This is a genomic window from Pseudomonas sp. FP2196, from assembly GCF_030687715.1.
In the GTDB taxonomy this organism is placed as follows: Bacteria; Pseudomonadota; Gammaproteobacteria; order Pseudomonadales; family Pseudomonadaceae; genus Aquipseudomonas.
In genome coordinates, this window is the sequence record NZ_CP117445.1 from 5,493,572 (window position 1) to 5,510,891 (window position 17,320).

Below are 17,320 nucleotides of genomic sequence, written 5' to 3' on the forward strand. Positions count from 1 at the left end.
TAGATGAAACGAAGCAAATACGTTCAGTTGTCCCTCGCTGCGTCGGTGGCCATGGCCATTTCCGGCGAAGCCGCGGCGGTGGATCAGCCACGCAACTTCCAGAGCGTTGAGCAGTGCGTCGATGCCGAAGTGGCCGCCGATACCTGCTCGAACGCCTATGTGGCGGCATTGACCGAACACCGGCGCATCGCTCCGGCGTACGACGACAAGGCCAAGTGCGATGCGGATTTCGCCGCCGACTGGTGCCAGAAAAATTCCGACGGGCGCTTCGTACCGAAACTCGGCGGTTTCAAAGTGCCGCAGCCCGGTGAAGCCGCGCAGAATCTCGACGCCATCGCCGATGCGCAAATGCCGGCGGGAGACACCACATCCACTCACGCGACACAAAGCACCTCGCATTACTCCGGTGGTGGTGGCGGCGGTGGCGGCGGCAACGGCTGGCTGACCGGATGGCTGATCGGCAATGCGATGAGCAACAACCAGAACCGCACGGTTTACCGCGACCGTGATACGCGTCAGACCTACAACACCTCGACGCAGTACCGCAAAATCGAATCGGCGCCTCGCAGCCAACCCGACTACGAGAGCAGCAAAAGCAAACCGGTCAACGTCGCCTCGTCGACGTCCCGTGGCGGCTTCGGCAGCCAGTCCAGTGCCCGCAGTGGTTGGGGTGGCTGGGGCAGCAGTTCCGGTCGCTCGAGCAGCTAACGATGAAAAAGATCCTCTGCGCCGAGCGCCCCGACTGGAAACACACGGCCGAGAGCCTCGGCTTCATGTTCCACACCATCGACGACGAGCCGTACTGGGACGAAAGCGCTTACTACCAGTTCACACTCGCGCAGATCGAAAATGATCTAGAGGACCCGACCACCGAACTGCACGAGATGTGCATGGACCTGGTCGACCGCGTGGTGCACAGCGAAGAACTGCTGGATCGCCTGAGCATTCCTGCTTCGTACTACGACATGATCCGCACGTCCTGGCTGGAAGGTCATCCGCATCTGTATGGGCGCATGGACTTTTCCTATAGCGGCAACGGCCCGGCGAAACTGCTGGAGCTCAACTACGACACGCCGACCAGCCTCTACGAAGCGGCGGCGTTCCAGTGGGGCTGGCTGGAGCAATGCATCGAGCGCGGCACGCTGCCGCGCCATGCCGACCAGTTCAACAGCATCGACACCAAGCTGCATCAGGCTTTCGCCGAGTTGCAACTCAAGCGTCCGTTCTACTTCGCCTCGATGAAAGACTCGGTCGAAGACAAGGGCACCACGGACTACCTGCGACTGATCGCGGAAAAAGTCGGTATCGAATCACGCCACATCGACATTGAAGACATTGGTTTGACCGCCGATGGACGCTTCGTCGATCTGCAAGATCGCTGGATCCCGCACCTGTTCAAGCTGCACGCCTGGGAATTCATCTTCCACGAACCTTTCGGCGCGGCGATTGCCGAGTGCGACACGCAGTTTTTCGAGCCGGCGTGGAAGGCGATCCTGTCGAACAAAGGCGCGTTGCCCTTGCTGTGGGAACTGCACAAGGGCCATCCGAATCTGCTCGCGGCGCATCTCGACCCGAATCCGGCCAGCGCCGTGCCCAAAGGCTGGGTGCGCAAACCGTACTTTTCCCGAGAAGGCGCCAACATCGAGCTGCAAACCGCAGAAGGTCTGATCGTCAAAGAGGACGGCCCCTACACCGATGCGCCGTTCATCCTGCAGGAGTTTGCGCCATTGCCGAAGTTCGATGACAGCTACACGCTGATCGGTTCTTGGGTAATCGGCGATCAGGCGGCGGGAATTGGTGTGCGGGAAGACAACAGCCTTATCACTAAAGACTCCAGCCGCTTCTTGCCCCACCTGATCCTCGACTGAAACACAAATTTCCCTGTGGGAGCTGGCTTGCCAGCTCCCACAGGGATTTGGGATAACCGCAGACGAAAAAAATCCCACAAAAAAGGCCCGTCGCTTCAAGCGACGGGCCTTTTTATTTGCAGCGGTTACAGCAACAAATCAGAACGGAATATCGTCATCGAAGCTGTCGAAATCCGGAGCCGGTTGCGGTGCGGCCTGCTGTGGAGCCGGGGCCGAACGCTGTTGCGGAGCCGACTGCTGCGGACGCGGTGCCTGCTGACGCGGAGCTGGAGCGGACTGCTGATAGTTGTTGCCGCCGCCTTGTTGGTCGCCCTGTTGCGGACGGCCGCCGAGCAGTTGCATGGTGCCTTGCATGTCGACCACGATCTCGGTGGTGTAACGCTTGATACCGTCTTTTTCCCACTCACGAGTCTGCAGCTTGCCTTCGATGTACACCTGCGAACCCTTACGCAGGTATTCGCCGGCGATCTCGGCAACCTTGCCGAACATCGAAACACGGTGCCACTCGGTCTTCTCGACCTTCTGACCGGTTTGCTTGTCGGTCCACTGTTCGCTTGTTGCCAGACTCAGGTTGGTCACGGCGTTACCGTTAGGCAGGTAGCGAACTTCGGGATCCTGGCCGCAAGTGCCGACCAATATGACTTTGTTAACCCCACGGGCCATAACGTTCTCCTAGGCTTCGCAAGCAGCCCCGGCCGGGTTGTTCACCAGGCGTTCGAGGGTGTCGCGATCCACTAATTCTTTGTCCAGTTTGATGTAAACAGCCGCTTCATCAGCAACTATCACTGCATCTGTTACCCCCACGAGGGCCTTGAGGCGCTCGACCAGACCCGCTTCGCGGATCGCCTCGGGCGACAACGGCAAGCGTAGGCTCGTCACGTAGGGAGGTTCGCGCATGGTAACAGCAAAGGCCAGCCAGATGGCAGCCAGACCCGCGCATCCGAGGAACACAACCGACAGACCGCCATGCTGAAACAACCAGCCGCCGAGTATCCCGCCGAGTGCAGAGCCGAGGAACTGACTGGTGGAATACACGCCCATGGCCGTGCCCTTCCCGCCCGCCGGTGAAACCTTGCTGATCAGCGACGGCAATGAGGCCTCCAGCAGATTGAACGCGGTGAAGAACACCACCGTGCCGATCACCAGAGCCCGCAAGCTGTCACCGAACTGCCAGAAGAATAGCTCAGTGAGCATCAGCGTCATGACGGCGCCGAGCAAAATTCGTTTCATTTTGCGTTTCTTCTCGCCGTAGATGATGAACGGGATCATGGCGAAGAAAGAAATCAGCAGCGCGGTCAGGTAGACCCACCAATGCTGCTCCTTGGGCAACCCGGCCTTTTCCACCAGTGCCAATGGCAGCGCAACGAAGCTCGACATCAGCATCGCATGCAACACAAAGATGCCCAGATCGAGGCGCAACAGATCGGGATGTTTGAGCGTCGGCATCAACGCCTGTCGCGCCACGCCCGATTCACGATGCTGCAGCGGCCCGGTGGATTTCGGCACCATGAACATGATGATCAGGATGCCCACCAGCGCCATCGCGCCTGTGGCGAGGAACAGTCCGGACAAGCCGAAAGCGCTGGTCAACAAAGGCCCGACCACCATGGCCACGGCGAACGACAGGCCGATAGTCATGCCAATCATGGCCATGGCTTTGGTACGGTGCTGTTCGCGGGTCAGGTCAGAGAGCAAGGCCATGACCGCAGCGGAAATCGCCCCGGCGCCCTGCAGGATCCGACCGGCAATTACGCCCCAGATCGAATCGGCTTGAGATGCCAAAACGCTGCCGAGGGCAAAGACGATCAGCCCCAGGTAAATCACCGGACGACGGCCAATGCGGTCGGAAATGACCCCGAACGGAATCTGAAAAATCGCCTGAGTCAGGCCGTAAGCGCCGATTGCCAGACCGATCAGGGCCGGGGTCGCTCCCGCCAGATCCATGCCGTAGGTCGCCAGTACCGGCAACACCATGAACATGCCAAGCATACGGAAGGCGAACACCAGGGCCAGACCGCTCGCCGCGCGGGTCTCGCTGCCACTCATGCGTTCGCTGTGGGGATCGTGCATGGAAAAACCTCGTGTGAACCGGCGGCGATTCTACCAGTCCCATCGGAAGACGGGGTATATCGCGACGCTATGACGCGTATAGATGAAACACTCTTCATGCAGGGTAAAAAACGCTTCGCTTGATAGTGTGCATCCATCCAGTATTTGCCCGTATACTCCTACGTTTTCGACGCCCGCCGAGCGAGGCCACTTTGGACAAGATCCTGATACGTGGGGCCCGTACCCACAACCTGAAGAACATCGACCTGACCCTGCCACGGGACAAACTGATCGTCATCACCGGCCTGTCCGGATCCGGCAAGTCGTCCCTGGCTTTCGACACCCTGTACGCCGAAGGTCAGCGCCGCTATGTCGAATCCCTGTCGGCCTACGCCCGGCAGTTCCTGTCGATGATGGAAAAACCCGACGTCGACACCATCGAAGGCTTGTCGCCGGCGATCTCCATCGAACAGAAGTCGACCTCGCACAACCCGCGCTCCACGGTCGGCACCATCACCGAAATCTACGATTATCTGCGCCTGCTGTATGCACGCGTCGGTACGCCGCGCTGCCCGGATCACGACATTCCGCTGGAAGCGCAGACCGTCAGCCAGATGGTCGACCTGGTGCTGGCTCAGCCGGAAGGCAGCAAACTGATGCTGCTGGCACCGGTGATTCGCGAGCGCAAGGGCGAGCACCTGTCGGTGTTCGAAGAACTGCGCGCTCAAGGCTTCGTCCGCGCCCGGGTCAACGGCCGCATTTGTGAGCTCGACGAGCTGCCGAAACTGGATAAACAGAAGAAGCATTCGATTGATGTGATCGTCGACCGCTTCAAGGTTCGCGCCGATTTGCAGCAACGTCTTGCCGAATCCTTCGAGACCGCGCTGAAACTGGCCGACGGCATTGCACTCGTGGCACCGATGGACGATGAGCCGGGTGAGGAGATGATCTTCTCCGCGCGCTTCGCCTGCCCGATCTGCGGCCATGCGATCAGCGAGCTGGAGCCGAAGCTGTTTTCCTTCAACAATCCGGCTGGCGCCTGCCCGACTTGCGATGGTCTGGGGGTGAAGCAGTTCTTCGACATCAAGCGGCTGGTCAATGGCGACCTGACGCTGGCCGAAGGTGCAATTCGCGGCTGGGACAGGCGCAACGTCTATTACTTCCAGATGCTCGGCTCACTGGCCTCGCACTACGGTTTCAGTCTGGAAGTGCCGTTCAACGAACTGCCGGCCGATCAGCAGAAATTCATCCTGCACGGCAGCGGCTCACAGAATGTTGATTTCAAATACCTGAACGACCGTGGCGACATCGTCAAACGTTCGCACCCCTTCGAAGGCATCGTGCCGAACCTCGAACGCCGATACCGCGAAACCGAATCGGCGAGCGTGCGTGAAGAGCTGGCCAAGTTCCTCAGCACCCAGTCGTGCCCGGATTGCCGTGGCACTCGTCTGCGTCGCGAAGCACGGCATGTGTGGGTCGGTGAGAAGACACTGCCGGCGGTGACCAACCTGCCGATCGGCGATGCCTGCGAGTATTTCGGCGAGCTGAAGATGACAGGCCGTCGTGGGGAAATTGCCGACAAGATTCTCAAGGAAATCCGCGAGCGTCTGCAATTTTTGGTTAACGTCGGTCTCGATTATCTGTCGCTGGATCGCAGTGCCGACACGCTGTCCGGTGGTGAGGCGCAACGGATTCGCCTGGCCAGCCAGATCGGCGCCGGCCTGGTCGGGGTTCTGTATATCCTCGACGAACCGTCGATTGGCCTTCACCAGCGCGATAACGACCGACTGCTCGGCACGCTCAAACACTTGCGCGATATCGGCAACACCGTAATCGTGGTCGAGCACGACGAAGACGCCATCCGTTTGGCCGACTACGTGGTGGATATCGGCCCGGGCGCCGGTGTGCATGGCGGGCAGATCGTTGCCGAAGGTACGCCAGCCGAAGTGATGGCACACCCTGACTCTCTGACCGGCAAATACCTGTCGGGCAGGGTCAAGATCGAAGTGCCAGCCAAGCGCACACCGCGCAACAAGAAACTGACCCTGTCGCTCAAGGGCGCGCGCGGCAACAACCTGCGCAACGTCGACCTGGAGATTCCGATTGGCTTGCTGACCTGCGTGACTGGCGTGTCCGGCTCGGGCAAGTCGACGCTGATCAACAACACGCTGTTCCCATTGAGTGCCACGGCACTCAATGGCGCGACCACGCTGGAAGCGGCGGCCCACGATAGCATCAAGGGGCTGGAGCATCTCGACAAAGTCGTCGATATCGACCAGAGCCCGATCGGCCGCACGCCGCGCTCCAACCCGGCGACCTACACCGGGCTTTTCACACCGATCCGCGAACTGTTTGCCGGCGTTCCCGAGTCGCGCTCCCGTGGTTACGGCCCGGGGCGTTTCTCTTTCAACGTCAAGGGCGGTCGCTGCGAGGCATGTCAGGGCGACGGTCTGATCAAGGTGGAAATGCACTTTCTGCCGGACATCTACGTGCCGTGCGACGTGTGCAAAAGCAAGCGCTACAACCGCGAAACCCTTGAGATCAAATACAAGGGCAAGAGCATCCACGAAACCCTCGAGATGACCATCGAGGAAGCCCGGGTGTTCTTCGACGCGGTGCCTGCGCTGGCGCGCAAGCTGCAGACGTTGATGGATGTGGGGCTTTCGTACATCAAGCTCGGGCAGTCGGCGACGACCTTGTCCGGGGGCGAGGCGCAGCGGGTCAAGCTGTCTCGTGAGTTGTCCAAGCGCGACACCGGCAAGACCCTGTATATCCTCGATGAGCCAACCACTGGCTTGCACTTCGCGGATATTCAGCAACTGCTCGACGTGCTGCATCGATTGCGCGACCACGGCAACACTGTGGTGGTGATCGAGCACAACCTCGACGTGATCAAGACAGCCGACTGGCTGGTGGATCTCGGGCCAGAGGGTGGTTCCAAGGGTGGGCAGATCATTGCGACCGGTACGCCGGAACAAGTGGCAGAGATGAAGCAATCTCACACTGGGCATTACCTCAAACCGCTGTTGATCCGCGATCGGGCTTAAACGCCGAGCATGAAAAAGCCCCTGTCACTTCATCAGTGACAGGGGCTTTTTTGTATCTTTTGCAATCAGGTATGGGATTGCAGGTAGTTCTCGAGACCGATCAGTTTAATCAGGCCCAACTGCTTTTCCAGCCAGTAAGTGTGATCTTCTTCGGTGTCGTTCAGCTGAATCCGCAGGATCTCACGACTGACATAGTCTTTGTGCTGCTCGCACAACTCGATGCCTTTGCACAGCGCGGCGCGAACTTTGTACTCAAGACGCAGATCTGCTTCGAGCATCTCCGGCACGGTGGTGCCGACATCCAGATCATCCGGACGCATGCGCGGCGTACCTTCGAGCATCAGAATTCGGCGCATCAACGCATCAGCGTGACCGGCTTCTTCTTCCATCTCGTGATTGATTCGCTCGTAGAGCTTGGTGAACCCCCAGTCCTCATACATCCGCGAATGAACAAAATATTGGTCACGCGCGGCCAGTTCGCCGGTCAGCAACGTGTTGAGGTAATCGATAACGTCTGGGTGGCCTTGCATCGCCCTACATCTCCCTGCTTGAAAGTCTGTAGTTTGAACCAAGCTGACTGCAAGGTCACCCACTTCGCGCAATAAAAGCGAAGATATTCTGAGAAAAGCAGCCTAAATAACGCAAAAACCGCCCTTAATGCGGGCGGTTCTGCTTCTCGTTTAGACTTCGTTAAGCTGTACGCTGAGCAGCTTTGCGATTGCTTCTCCATACGCCGGATCGGCTTTGTAGAAGTGCTGCAATTGACGGTCGACTACGTCAGGCGAAACTCCGCTCATGGCGCCTGCGATGTTGCTGACCAGCAAGGCTCTCTGCTCGTCGTTCATCAGGCGAAACAGCGCACCGGCGTGGCTGTAGTAATCGGTGTCTTCGCGGTGATCGTAACGATCCGCTGCGCCGCTCAGGGCCAACGCAGGCTCAGCATAGTGCGGAGCTTGCTTTGGCGATTCAACGTAGCTGTTCGGCTCGTAGTTAGGCGCCGCCCCACCGTTGCTGCCAAAGGCCATCGAGCCATCGCGCTGATAGGTATTCACCGGACTGCGCGGAGCATTCACCGGCAACTGCTGGTGATTGGTGCCAACACGATAGCGGTGGGCATCGGCATAAGCGAACACGCGACCTTGCAGCATGCGGTCTGGCGACAGACCGACGCCTGGCACCATGTTGCTCGGGCCGAATGCAGCTTGTTCTACTTCGGCGAAGTAGTTCAGCGGGTTACGGTTCAGTTCCAGCTCACCGACTTCAATCAGTGGAAACTCTTTCTGCGACCAGGTCTTGGTCACGTCGAAAGGGTTCTCGTAATGCGCCGCAGCCTGGGCTTCGGTCATGATCTGAATGCACACACGCCATTTCGGGAAATCACCGCGCTCGATCGCTTCGAACAGATCTCGCTGGGCGTAGTCCGGGTCGGTGCCTGCCAAACGCGCGGCATCTGCCGGCGCAAGGTTCTTGATCCCTTGTTTAGTCTTGTAGTGCCATTTCACCCAGTGACGCTCGCCTTTGGCGCTGATCAGGCTGTAGGTATGGCTACCGAAGCCATGCATGTGGCGGTAGCCATCAGGAATGCCGCGATCAGAGAACAGGATGGTGACCTGGTGCAATGCTTCCGGGGAGTGCGACCAGAAATCCCACATCATCTGCGCACTTTTCAGGTTGCTTTGCGGCAGGCGCTTTTGCGTGTGGATGAAGTCTGGAAACTTCAGCGGATCGCGAATGAAGAACACAGGCGTGTTGTTACCGACGATGTCCCAGTTGCCTTCCTCGGTGTAGAACTTCAGCGCAAAGCCACGCGGATCGCGCTCGGTATCAGCCGAACCACGCTCGCCCCCCACGGTGGAGAAGCGCAGGAAGGTTGGGGTCTGCTTGCCGACAGACTCAAAGAGCTTGGCGCTGGTGTACTCAGTGATATCGCGAGTAACGGTGAAAGTACCGTAAGCACCCGAGCCTTTGGCGTGCACACGGCGCTCAGGAATATTTTCACGGTTGAAGTGAGCAAGCTTCTCGATCAGGTGAAAATCGTCGAGCAGCAGCGGGCCACGCAGGCCGGCGGAGCGAGAATTCTGGTTATCGGCGACAGGTGCGCCACTGGCGGTCGTCAGCGTTTTGTTCTGGCTCATATGGTCTTCATCCTCTGTCAGTCTTGGAACTGCCGGCTAATCGGCCTGGTGGGAAGTATTAATCATCAATGTGACACCTACAAATTCATTAGCTTGTAGACATCGATAGATAATTACTAATTATGTTTCCCAGCACATAGTGACAACAGAACAATGTCAGAAGCTTGTACGAACCAATCATTTTCTTGCAGACACAAAAAACCGGGCACTAGGCCCGGTTCTTCGTTTCAGACTGACGTCTTACTCGGCGGATACAGCTTCGCCGGCAGTAGCACGATCAACCAACTCGACGTACGCCATAGGCGCGTTGTCGCCAGCGCGGAAACCGCACTTGAGGATGCGCAGGTAGCCACCCTCACGGGTAGCGTAACGCTTGCCCAGGTCGTTGAAGAGCTTACCAACGATAGCTTTCGAACGAGTACGGTCGAAAGCCAGACGGCGGTTAGCCAGGCTGTCTGTCTTGGCCAAAGTGATCAGCGGCTCGGCAACGCGGCGCAGTTCTTTGGCTTTTGGCAGAGTAGTTTTGATCAGCTCGTGCTCGAACAGCGACACCGCCATGTTTTGGAACATGGCCTTGCGGTGCGAGCTGGTGCGGCTCAGGTGACGACCACTTTTACGATGACGCATGGTTCATTCCTTACCAAACACTACGTTCGGTGATTACGACGATCAGGCAGTCGCCTTGTCGTCCTTCTTAAGACTTGCAGGCGGCCAGTTGTCGAGGCGCATGCCGAGGGACAGACCGCGGGAGGCCAGAACGTCCTTGATTTCAGTCAAGGATTTCTTGCCAAGGTTCGGAGTCTTCAACAGCTCTACTTCGGTACGCTGAATCAGGTCGCCGATGTAGTAGATGTTTTCCGCCTTAAGGCAGTTAGCCGAACGTACAGTCAGTTCCAGATCGTCAACCGGGCGAAGCAGGATCGGATCGATCTCGTCTTCCTGCTCGACAACCACTGGCTCACTGTCACCCTTGAGGTCGACGAACGCAGCCAACTGCTGTTGCAGAATGGTTGCAGCGCGGCGGATAGCCTCTTCAGGATCCAGAGTACCGTTGGTTTCCAGATCAATAACCAGCTTGTCCAGGTTGGTACGCTGCTCGACACGGGCGTTTTCCACCACGTATGCAATACGGCGAACCGGGCTGAACGAAGAGTCAAGCTGCAAGCGACCGATGCTGCGGCTTTCGTCTTCATCGCTCTGACGCGAGTCGGCTGGTTCATAACCACGACCACGAGCTACAGTGAGCTTCATGTTCAGGGCGCCGTTAGACGCCAGGTTAGCGATTACGTGATCGGGATTAACGATCTCGACATCATGATCCAGCTGAATATCGGCAGCGGTAACCACCCCCGAACCCTTCTTCGACAAGGTCAGCGTAACTTCGTCACGACCGTGCAGCTTGATGGCCAGACCTTTAAGGTTCAACAGGATTTCAATTACGTCTTCCTGTACACCTTCGATGGCGCTGTACTCGTGGAGCACACCGTCAATCTCGGCCTCGACTACTGCGCAGCCGGGCATTGAGGACAACAGGATGCGTCGCAGCGCGTTGCCCAGGGTGTGGCCAAAACCACGCTCGAGAGGCTCGAGAGTGATCTTGGCGCGGGTTGGACTGACAACCTGCACATCAATGTGGCGGGGTGTCAGGAACTCATTTACCGAAATCTGCATGGATGCACCTATTTTCTAGCCCTTACTTGGAGTAGAGCTCGACAATCAGGCTTTCGTTGATGTCGGCGGACAGATCACTGCGAGCAGGAACGTTCTTGAAAACGCCCGACTTCTTCTCAGTGTCTACTTCTACCCATTCTACGCGGCCACGTTGGGCACACAGATCGAGAGCTTGGACAATGCGAAGTTGGTTTTTTGCTTTCTCGCGAACTGCAACCACGTCACCAGCACGAACCTGATACGACGGAACGTTTACGGTCTGACCGTTAACGCTGATCGACTTGTGCGATACCAGCTGGCGGGATTCGGCACGAGTCGAACCAAAGCCCATACGGTATACAACGTTGTCCAGACGGCATTCGAGCAGTTGCAGCAGGTTTTCACCGGTTGCACCTTTCTTGCCAGCAGCTTCTTTGTAGTAGCCGCTGAACTGACGCTCGAGAACGCCGTAGATACGACGGACCTTCTGCTTTTCACGCAGTTGGGTGCCGTAATCGGACTGGCGACCGCGGCGTTGGCCGTGGATACCAGGTGCTGCTTCAATGTTGCACTTCGATTCGATCGCGCGCACGCCGCTCTTCAGGAAGAGATCGGTGCCTTCGCGACGAGCGAGTTTGCATTTTGGACCAATGTAACGAGCCATTCTTTACAATCTCCTGGATTACACGCGGCGCTTCTTCGGCGGACGGCACCCGTTGTGCGGGATTGGCGTCACGTCGGTGATGCTGGCGATCTTGTAGCCACAGCCGTTCAAAGCGCGGACTGCGGATTCACGACCTGGACCTGGACCTTTGACATTAACGTCGAGGTTTTTCAGGCCATATTCCAGCGCAGCTTGACCAGCACGTTCAGCAGCTACTTGAGCAGCAAACGGGGTGGACTTGCGGGAACCGCGGAAACCCGAACCACCGGAGGTAGCCCAAGAAAGAGCGTTACCTTGACGGTCGGTAATGGTCACGATGGTGTTGTTAAAAGATGCATGGATGTGGGCGATGCCATCAACCACTGTCTTTTTAACTTTTTTACGAGGACGAGCAGCAGGTTTTGCCATGATTAAATTCCTGTCGATTCGCTGGGGCGATTACTTGCGGATCGGCTTACGCGGACCTTTACGGGTACGCGCGTTGGTCTTGGTACGCTGACCGCGCACTGGAAGACCGCGACGATGACGCAGACCGCGATAGCAACCGAGGTCCATCAAGCGCTTGATTTTCATGTTGATTTCGCGACGCAGATCACCTTCAGTGGTGAACTTCGCCACTTCGCCACGCAGCTGTTCAATTTGCTCGTCGCTCAGATCTTTGATCTTTGCTGCTGGGTTTACCCCAGTCACTGCACAGATCTTCTGTGCAGTAGTGCGACCAACACCATAGATGTAGGTCAGCGAGATAACAGTATGCTTGTTATCTGGAATGTTAACGCCTGCAATACGGGCCATTCAGTGGGACTCCAATTGACAGCTACCTACGCCCCGGAAGCCAAGAAATAGGGCGCGAGATAATATCGCTGTAATAACAAATAATCAACCCGGTAGCGCACTAGCTACCGGGCTTGAAGCACAATCACACTCAGCCTTGGCGCTGTTTGTGACGCGGTTCCGCGCTGCAAATTACTCGAACAACACCTTCGCGGCGAATAATCTTGCAGTTACGGCACAGCTTTTTCACCGATGCACGAACTTTCATCACCAACTCCTCGAACCTTATGGGTACTCAGCGCAACATGCCGCTGCCGTAACCCTTCAGGTTGGCTTTCTTCATCAGGGATTCGTACTGGTGCGAAACGAGGTGCGATTGTACTTGGGACATGAAGTCCATCACAACCACGACCACGATCAGCAACGAGGTCCCGCCAAGGTAGAACGGAACGTTTGCCGCAACCACCAGGAACTGGGGCAACAGACATACGGCCGTCATATATAGAGCACCGAACAGGGTCAAACGGGTCAGAACGCCATCAATGTAGCGCGCCGACTGCTCGCCTGGACGGATGCCCGGAATAAAGGCACCGGACTTCTTCAGGTTTTCCGCTACGTCTTTCGGATTGAACATCAACGCCGTATAGAAGAAGCAGAAGAAAATAATCCCTGCACTAAACAGCAGAATATTCAACGGCTGACCAGGAGCGATCGACTGCGAGATGTCCTGCAACCAGCCCATACCTTCAGACTGACCGAACCAGGTACCCAACGAAGCCGGGAACAGCAAAATGCTGCTCGCGAAAATAGCCGGAATAACACCGGCCATGTTCACCTTCAGCGGCAAGTGGCTAGTCTGCGCAGCAAAGACCTTGCGGCCCTGCTGACGCTTGGCGTAGTGAACAGCAATACGACGCTGACCACGCTCAATGAACACCACAAAACCGATAATCGCTACTGCCAGCAAACCGATCGCAACCAGGGCAAAAATGTTGATATCACCCTGACGCGCAGACTCGAAAGACTGCCCGATCGCTCTCGGAAGACCGGCGACGATACCTGCGAAAATCAACATCGAGATACCGTTGCCAACACCACGCTCAGTAATCTGCTCACCCAGCCACATCATAAACATCGCACCAGCCACAAAAGTGGATACCGCGACGAAATGGAAGCCAAAGTCACCAGTGAACGATACGCCCTGCCCCGCCAGACCAATGGACATGCCAATTGCCTGAACGAGAGCGAGAACGACAGTGCCGTAGCGGGTGTACTGAGCAATCTTGCGACGCCCAGCTTCACCTTCCTTCTTCAACTGCTCCAGCTGCGGGCTGACGGCTGTCATCAGCTGCATGATGATCGATGCCGAAATGTACGGCATGATCCCCAGTGCAAAGATACTCATCCGCTCCAGCGCGCCGCCGGAGAACATGTTGAACAAGCTAAGAATGGTCCCCTCATTCTGTCGAAACAGTTCTGCGAGTCGGTCCGGGTTGATACCTGGAACCGGGATGTGTGCGCCTATTCGGTAGACGATAATCGCCAGGAACAGAAAACGCAGACGAGCCCAGAGTTCAGACATACCGCCTTTGCCGAGCGCAGAGAGAGCACCTTGCTTAGCCATTTATTCCTCGAACTTGCCGCCAGCTGCTTCGATAGCCGCACGCGCACCTTTGGTGGCGCCGATTCCCTTGCCGATAGTGACAGCGCGAGTCACTTCACCGGACAGCATGATTTTCACACGCTGTACGTTGACGTTGATCACGTTGGCATCTTTCAGGGACTGCACGGTGACGATGTCGCCTTCCACTTTAGCCAGCTCGGACAGACGCACTTCTGCGCGGTCCATGGCTTTCAGGGAAACGAAACCGAACTTCGGCAGGCGACGATGCAGCGGCTGTTGACCGCCTTCAAAGCCTGGAGCGATGGTGCCACCGGAGCGGGAGGTCTGACCTTTGTGACCACGGCCACCAGTCTTACCCAAACCGCTACCGATACCACGGCCCGGACGATGCTTTTCGCGACGGGAACCCGGCGCTGGACTCAGATCATTGAGTTTCATCGATTAACCCTCGACACGCAGCATGTAGTAAGCCTTGTTGATCATCCCGCGATTCTCGGGAGTATCCTGGACTTCTACAGTGTGACCGATGCGACGCAGACCCAGACCCTTAACGCACAATTTGTGGTTAGGGATGCGGCCGGTCATGCTTTTGATCAGCGTTACTTTAACGGTAGCCATGATCAGAAGATCTCCTTGACAGTCAGGCCACGCTTTGCAGCGATGGACTCAGGAGATTGCATGGCTTTCAGACCCTTGAAAGTGGCGTGAACCACGTTTACCGGGTTAGTCGAGCCGTAGCACTTGGCCAGAACGTTCTGAACGCCAGCAACTTCAAGGACAGCACGCATAGCGCCGCCAGCGATGATACCGGTACCTTCAGAAGCAGGCTGCATGTACACCTTCGAAGCGCCGTGAGCGGACTTCATTGCGTACTGCAGAGTTGTGCCGTTCAGGTCAACTTGAATCATGTTGCGGCGAGCAGCTTCCATTGCCTTCTGGATCGCAGCAGGCACTTCACGCGACTTGCCACGGCCGAAGCCAACACGCCCTTTACCATCACCAACCACGGTCAACGCGGTGAAAGTGAAGATACGGCCGCCTTTAACGGTTTTGGCTACGCGGTTAACTTGAACCAGCTTCTCGATGTAGCCTTCGTCGCGCTTTTGGTCGTTATTTGACATAACTTAGAACTCCAGCCCAGCTTCACGAGCAGCATCAGCCAGCGCTTTAACGCGGCCGTGGTACTTGAAGCCAGAGCGGTCGAAAGCCACTTGCGAGACGCCAGCGGCCTTAGCACGCGTAGCGACCAGCTGGCCAACCTTTGTGGCCGCGTCGATGTTGCCAGTGGCACCATCACGCAGTTCTTTATCCAAAGTCGAGGCGCTTGCCAGGACTTTGTTGCCGTCGGCCGAGATGACCTGGGCGTAGATGTGCTGCGAAGAGCGGAACACACAGAGACGCACGACTTCGAGTTCGTGCATTTTCAGGCGTGCTTTGCGAGCGCGACGCAGTCGAGTAACTTTTTTGTCGGTCATTTGCTATGCCCTACTTCTTCTTGGCTTCTTTACGACGGACGACTTCGTCCGCGTAGCGCACACCTTTGCCTTTGTACGGCTCTGGTGGACGGAAGTCGCGGATCTCGGCGGCCACTTGACCTACCAGCTGCTTGTCGATGCCCTTGATCAGGATATCGGTCTGGCTAGGAGTCTCAGCGGTGATGCCTTCCGGCAGTTCGTAATCCACTGGGTGCGAGAAGCCAAGAGCCAGGTTCAAAACCTGACCTTTTGCTTGCGCTTTGTAACCAACACCGACCAGCTGGAGCTTGCGCTCGAAGCCTTGGCTTACGCCTTGGACCATGTTGTTTACCAACGCACGCGTGGTACCGGCCATTGCGCGAGTCTGTTGATCGCCATTGCGAGCAGCAAAACGCAGCTCACCAGCTTCTTCAACAATCTCAACGGACGAATGGATGTTCAGTTCAAGAGTACCCTTGGCACCCTTCACCGAAAGCTGTTGGCCTGCGAATTTTACTTCGACACCGGCTGGCAGCTTAACGGGGTTCTTAGCGACGCGAGACATGCTTATCCCCCCTTAGAACACAGTGCAAAGAACTTCGCCGCCGACACCGGCAGCGCGCGCAGCACGATCCGTCATCACACCTTTGTTGGTGGAGACGATAGACACGCCAAGACCGCCACGAACTTTCGGCAGATCTTCAACGGACTTGTACTGACGCAGGCCTGGACGACTAACGCGCTTCACTTCTTCGATAACCGGACGGCCTTCGAAGTACTTCAGCGAGATGGACAACGACGGCTTAGCGTCGGTGGTGATCTGAAAATCCGCGATGTAACCTTCGTCCTTCAGGACTTTTGCTACAGCCACCTTCAGCGTGGAAGACGGCATGCTTACGACAGACTTTTCAGCCATCTGGGCATTACGGATTCGAGTTAGCATGTCCGCTAACGGGTCCTGCATACTCATGGGCTAGACGCTCCTAATACAGAAAAATTAGCCTTGCGGCTACTACTTGTCGCCGAGAACTTCCGGGCATGAAAAACACGGGCTCAGGCGAGCCGGTCATTCTAGACACACCCCAGAAATGAATCAAGCCCCAAAAGGGGCTTGATTCAAATTCAAGGCCACCGATGGTCAGGTTCTTGCAAACCCGACCATCAAGGCTTTGACAACGATTACCAGCTGGCTTTAACCAGACCTGGAACGTCACCACGCATTGCAGCTTCACGCAGCTTGTTACGGCCAAGGCCGAACTTGCGGTAAACGCCGTGCGGACGACCAGTCAGGCGGCAACGGTTACGCATGCGCGAAGCGCTTGCGTCACGTGGTTGCTTCTGCAGGGCTACGGTAGCTTCCCAACGCGCTTCTGGACTTGCGTTCAGATCGACGATGATAGCTTTCAGCGCTGCACGCTTGGTGGCGTACTTGGCAACGGTGAGCTGACGCTTCAGCTCACGGTTTTTCATGCTCTTCTTGGCCATTTTCCTACTCCAATCAGTTGCGGAACGGGAATTTGAAAGCACGCAGCAGAGCGCGGCCTTCATCATCGTTCTTGGCAGTGGTGGTCAGGGTAATGTCCAGACCGCGGAGAGCATCGATCTTGTCGTAATCGATTTCCGGGAAAATGATCTGCTCTTTCACGCCCATGCTGTAGTTACCACGACCATCGAAGGACTTGGCATTCAGGCCGCGGAAGTCGCGAACCCGAGGCAGGGAGATCGACAGCAGACGATCCAGGAACTCGTACATACGCTCGCGGCGCAGAGTCACTTTGACGCCGATCGGCCATCCTTCGCGGACTTTGAAGCCAGCGATGGATTTACGAGCGTAGGTCACAACGACTTTCTGGCCGGTGATCTTTTCCAGGTCAGCAACAGCGTGCTCGATGACTTTTTTGTCGCCGATCGCTTCGCCCAGACCCATGTTCAGGGTGATCTTGGTAACGCGCGGAACTTCCATCACGTTCGAAAGCTTAAGTTCTTCCTTAAGTTTCGGAGCGATTTCCTTCCGGTAAATCTCTTTTAGTCGTGCCATGGTCTTCTACCTAGCAG

22 protein-coding genes are annotated in these 17,320 nt (G+C 56.8%); 3 read left to right on the forward strand and 19 right to left on the reverse strand.

Features of this window, described 5'->3' with window-relative positions; translation table 11 throughout:
* The first annotated feature begins 3 nt into the window (after positions 1 to 3).
* Both PSH79_RS24610 and PSH79_RS24615 read left to right on the forward strand, forming a co-directional pair.
* Entirely contained in the window at positions 4 to 708 is a 705-nt protein-coding gene (locus PSH79_RS24610; protein WP_305440066.1) for a DUF1190 domain-containing protein, read from the forward strand.
* A gap of 2 nt (positions 709 to 710) precedes the next feature.
* A complete protein-coding gene (locus tag PSH79_RS24615) occupies positions 711 to 1,868 on the forward strand; it encodes a glutathionylspermidine synthase family protein (protein WP_305440068.1) in 1,158 nt (385 codons plus the stop codon).
* Between the two features lie 138 nt (positions 1,869 to 2,006).
* Here PSH79_RS24615 and PSH79_RS24620 read toward each other — a convergent pair whose 3' ends face one another.
* Together PSH79_RS24620 and PSH79_RS24625 are read right to left on the reverse strand one after the other, a co-directional pair.
* Complete coding sequence (locus PSH79_RS24620) at positions 2,007 to 2,531, reverse strand: single-stranded DNA-binding protein (RefSeq protein ID WP_008081898.1); 525 nt, start codon at positions 2,529 to 2,531, stop codon at positions 2,007 to 2,009.
* 9 nt (positions 2,532 to 2,540) lie between these two features.
* On the reverse strand, positions 2,541 to 3,938 hold the full coding sequence (locus tag PSH79_RS24625; RefSeq protein WP_305440069.1) for an MFS transporter: 1,398 nt from the start codon (positions 3,936 to 3,938) through the stop codon (positions 2,541 to 2,543).
* Positions 3,939 to 4,129: 191 nt separating this feature from the next.
* Between PSH79_RS24625 and uvrA the strand changes: the two genes are divergently transcribed.
* Complete coding sequence (gene uvrA, locus PSH79_RS24630) at positions 4,130 to 6,964, forward strand: excinuclease ABC subunit UvrA (RefSeq protein WP_305440070.1); 2,835 nt, start codon at positions 4,130 to 4,132, stop codon at positions 6,962 to 6,964.
* 65 nt (positions 6,965 to 7,029) lie between these two features.
* On the opposite strand, the gene bfr is transcribed toward uvrA, so the two are convergent.
* The 17 genes from bfr to rplE form a co-directional block, all read right to left on the reverse strand.
* Complete coding sequence (gene bfr, locus PSH79_RS24635) at positions 7,030 to 7,494, reverse strand: bacterioferritin (protein WP_025109504.1); 465 nt, start codon at positions 7,492 to 7,494, stop codon at positions 7,030 to 7,032.
* Positions 7,495 to 7,644: 150 nt separating this feature from the next.
* On the reverse strand, positions 7,645 to 9,099 hold the full coding sequence (locus tag PSH79_RS24640; protein WP_305440072.1) for a catalase: 1,455 nt from the start codon (positions 9,097 to 9,099) through the stop codon (positions 7,645 to 7,647).
* 240 nt (positions 9,100 to 9,339) lie between these two features.
* Positions 9,340 to 9,726 (reverse strand): 50S ribosomal protein L17, encoded by a 387-nt coding sequence (gene rplQ / locus PSH79_RS24645; RefSeq protein ID WP_003176402.1) that lies wholly within the window; start codon positions 9,724 to 9,726, stop codon positions 9,340 to 9,342.
* 42 nt (positions 9,727 to 9,768) lie between these two features.
* A complete protein-coding gene (rpoA, locus tag PSH79_RS24650) occupies positions 9,769 to 10,770 on the reverse strand; it encodes a DNA-directed RNA polymerase subunit alpha (RefSeq protein WP_003186012.1) in 1,002 nt (333 codons plus the stop codon).
* 22 nt (positions 10,771 to 10,792) lie between these two features.
* Positions 10,793 to 11,413, reverse strand: coding sequence for a 30S ribosomal protein S4 (gene rpsD, locus PSH79_RS24655; RefSeq protein ID WP_003176404.1), 621 nt, complete (start codon positions 11,411 to 11,413; stop codon positions 10,793 to 10,795).
* Between the two features lie 18 nt (positions 11,414 to 11,431).
* Positions 11,432 to 11,821 carry a 30S ribosomal protein S11 gene (gene rpsK, locus PSH79_RS24660; RefSeq protein ID WP_002555466.1) on the reverse strand — a complete coding sequence of 130 codons (390 nt, stop codon included), beginning with the start codon at positions 11,819 to 11,821 and terminating at the stop codon, positions 11,432 to 11,434.
* Between the two features lie 30 nt (positions 11,822 to 11,851).
* Positions 11,852 to 12,208 (reverse strand): 30S ribosomal protein S13, encoded by a 357-nt coding sequence (gene rpsM, locus PSH79_RS24665; RefSeq protein ID WP_003186020.1) that lies wholly within the window; start codon positions 12,206 to 12,208, stop codon positions 11,852 to 11,854.
* A 130-nt stretch (positions 12,209 to 12,338) separates the two neighbouring features.
* On the reverse strand, positions 12,339 to 12,455 hold the full coding sequence (gene rpmJ, locus PSH79_RS24670) for a 50S ribosomal protein L36 (protein WP_002555468.1): 117 nt from the start codon (positions 12,453 to 12,455) through the stop codon (positions 12,339 to 12,341).
* 27 nt (positions 12,456 to 12,482) lie between these two features.
* The gene (gene secY / locus PSH79_RS24675) at positions 12,483 to 13,811 is read right to left on the reverse strand and encodes a preprotein translocase subunit SecY (RefSeq protein ID WP_150595170.1); all 1,329 of its coding nucleotides are present in this window, start codon (positions 13,809 to 13,811) and stop codon (positions 12,483 to 12,485) included.
* Positions 13,812 to 14,249, reverse strand: coding sequence for a 50S ribosomal protein L15 (rplO, locus tag PSH79_RS24680; protein WP_003228720.1), 438 nt, complete (start codon positions 14,247 to 14,249; stop codon positions 13,812 to 13,814).
* 3 nt (positions 14,250 to 14,252) lie between these two features.
* Entirely contained in the window at positions 14,253 to 14,429 is a 177-nt protein-coding gene (gene rpmD / locus PSH79_RS24685; RefSeq protein ID WP_003176408.1) for a 50S ribosomal protein L30, read from the reverse strand.
* Positions 14,430 to 14,431: 2 nt separating this feature from the next.
* Complete coding sequence (gene rpsE, locus PSH79_RS24690) at positions 14,432 to 14,932, reverse strand: 30S ribosomal protein S5 (RefSeq protein ID WP_003176409.1); 501 nt, start codon at positions 14,930 to 14,932, stop codon at positions 14,432 to 14,434.
* A gap of 3 nt (positions 14,933 to 14,935) precedes the next feature.
* On the reverse strand, positions 14,936 to 15,286 hold the full coding sequence (gene rplR, locus PSH79_RS24695) for a 50S ribosomal protein L18 (protein WP_003186037.1): 351 nt from the start codon (positions 15,284 to 15,286) through the stop codon (positions 14,936 to 14,938).
* 10 nt (positions 15,287 to 15,296) lie between these two features.
* Positions 15,297 to 15,830 (reverse strand): 50S ribosomal protein L6, encoded by a 534-nt coding sequence (gene rplF, locus PSH79_RS24700; protein ID WP_003228722.1) that lies wholly within the window; start codon positions 15,828 to 15,830, stop codon positions 15,297 to 15,299.
* 12 nt (positions 15,831 to 15,842) lie between these two features.
* The gene (gene rpsH / locus PSH79_RS24705) at positions 15,843 to 16,235 is read right to left on the reverse strand and encodes a 30S ribosomal protein S8 (RefSeq protein WP_007966178.1); all 393 of its coding nucleotides are present in this window, start codon (positions 16,233 to 16,235) and stop codon (positions 15,843 to 15,845) included.
* A 209-nt stretch (positions 16,236 to 16,444) separates the two neighbouring features.
* A complete protein-coding gene (gene rpsN, locus PSH79_RS24710) occupies positions 16,445 to 16,750 on the reverse strand; it encodes a 30S ribosomal protein S14 (protein WP_003228726.1) in 306 nt (101 codons plus the stop codon).
* Positions 16,751 to 16,763: 13 nt separating this feature from the next.
* On the reverse strand, positions 16,764 to 17,303 hold the full coding sequence (gene rplE, locus PSH79_RS24715; protein WP_003210069.1) for a 50S ribosomal protein L5: 540 nt from the start codon (positions 17,301 to 17,303) through the stop codon (positions 16,764 to 16,766).
* Positions 17,304 to 17,320 lie beyond the last annotated feature (17 nt).

What these genes read in the sequence shown, in the direction of transcription:
- PSH79_RS24610 (WP_305440066.1), top strand. Translation starts at nt 4, where the DNA reads ATGAAACGAAGCAAATACGTTCAGTTGTCCCTCGCTGCGTCGGTGGCC.
- PSH79_RS24615 (WP_305440068.1), top strand. Translation starts at nt 711, where the DNA reads ATGAAAAAGATCCTCTGCGCCGAGCGCCCCGACTGGAAACACACGGCC.
- PSH79_RS24620 (WP_008081898.1), bottom strand. Translation starts at nt 2,531, where the DNA reads ATGGCCCGTGGGGTTAACAAAGTCATATTGGTCGGCACTTGCGGCCAG.
- PSH79_RS24625 (WP_305440069.1), bottom strand. Translation starts at nt 3,938, where the DNA reads ATGCACGATCCCCACAGCGAACGCATGAGTGGCAGCGAGACCCGCGCG.
- bfr (WP_025109504.1), bottom strand. Translation starts at nt 7,494, where the DNA reads ATGCAAGGCCACCCAGACGTTATCGATTACCTCAACACGTTGCTGACC.
- PSH79_RS24640 (WP_305440072.1), bottom strand. Translation starts at nt 9,099, where the DNA reads ATGAGCCAGAACAAAACGCTGACGACCGCCAGTGGCGCACCTGTCGCC.
- rplQ (WP_003176402.1), bottom strand. Translation starts at nt 9,726, where the DNA reads ATGCGTCATCGTAAAAGTGGTCGTCACCTGAGCCGCACCAGCTCGCAC.
- rpoA (WP_003186012.1), bottom strand. Translation starts at nt 10,770, where the DNA reads ATGCAGATTTCGGTAAATGAGTTCCTGACACCCCGCCACATTGATGTG.
- rpsD (WP_003176404.1), bottom strand. Translation starts at nt 11,413, where the DNA reads ATGGCTCGTTACATTGGTCCAAAATGCAAACTCGCTCGTCGCGAAGGC.
- rpsK (WP_002555466.1), bottom strand. Translation starts at nt 11,821, where the DNA reads ATGGCAAAACCTGCTGCTCGTCCTCGTAAAAAAGTTAAAAAGACAGTG.
- rpsM (WP_003186020.1), bottom strand. Translation starts at nt 12,208, where the DNA reads ATGGCCCGTATTGCAGGCGTTAACATTCCAGATAACAAGCATACTGTT.
- rpmJ (WP_002555468.1), bottom strand. Translation starts at nt 12,455, where the DNA reads ATGAAAGTTCGTGCATCGGTGAAAAAGCTGTGCCGTAACTGCAAGATT.
- secY (WP_150595170.1), bottom strand. Translation starts at nt 13,811, where the DNA reads ATGGCTAAGCAAGGTGCTCTCTCTGCGCTCGGCAAAGGCGGTATGTCT.
- rplO (WP_003228720.1), bottom strand. Translation starts at nt 14,249, where the DNA reads ATGAAACTCAATGATCTGAGTCCAGCGCCGGGTTCCCGTCGCGAAAAG.
- rpmD (WP_003176408.1), bottom strand. Translation starts at nt 14,429, where the DNA reads ATGGCTACCGTTAAAGTAACGCTGATCAAAAGCATGACCGGCCGCATC.
- rpsE (WP_003176409.1), bottom strand. Translation starts at nt 14,932, where the DNA reads ATGTCAAATAACGACCAAAAGCGCGACGAAGGCTACATCGAGAAGCTG.
- rplR (WP_003186037.1), bottom strand. Translation starts at nt 15,286, where the DNA reads ATGACCGACAAAAAAGTTACTCGACTGCGTCGCGCTCGCAAAGCACGC.
- rplF (WP_003228722.1), bottom strand. Translation starts at nt 15,830, where the DNA reads ATGTCTCGCGTCGCTAAGAACCCCGTTAAGCTGCCAGCCGGTGTCGAA.
- rpsH (WP_007966178.1), bottom strand. Translation starts at nt 16,235, where the DNA reads ATGAGTATGCAGGACCCGTTAGCGGACATGCTAACTCGAATCCGTAAT.
- rpsN (WP_003228726.1), bottom strand. Translation starts at nt 16,750, where the DNA reads ATGGCCAAGAAGAGCATGAAAAACCGTGAGCTGAAGCGTCAGCTCACC.
- rplE (WP_003210069.1), bottom strand. Translation starts at nt 17,303, where the DNA reads ATGGCACGACTAAAAGAGATTTACCGGAAGGAAATCGCTCCGAAACTT.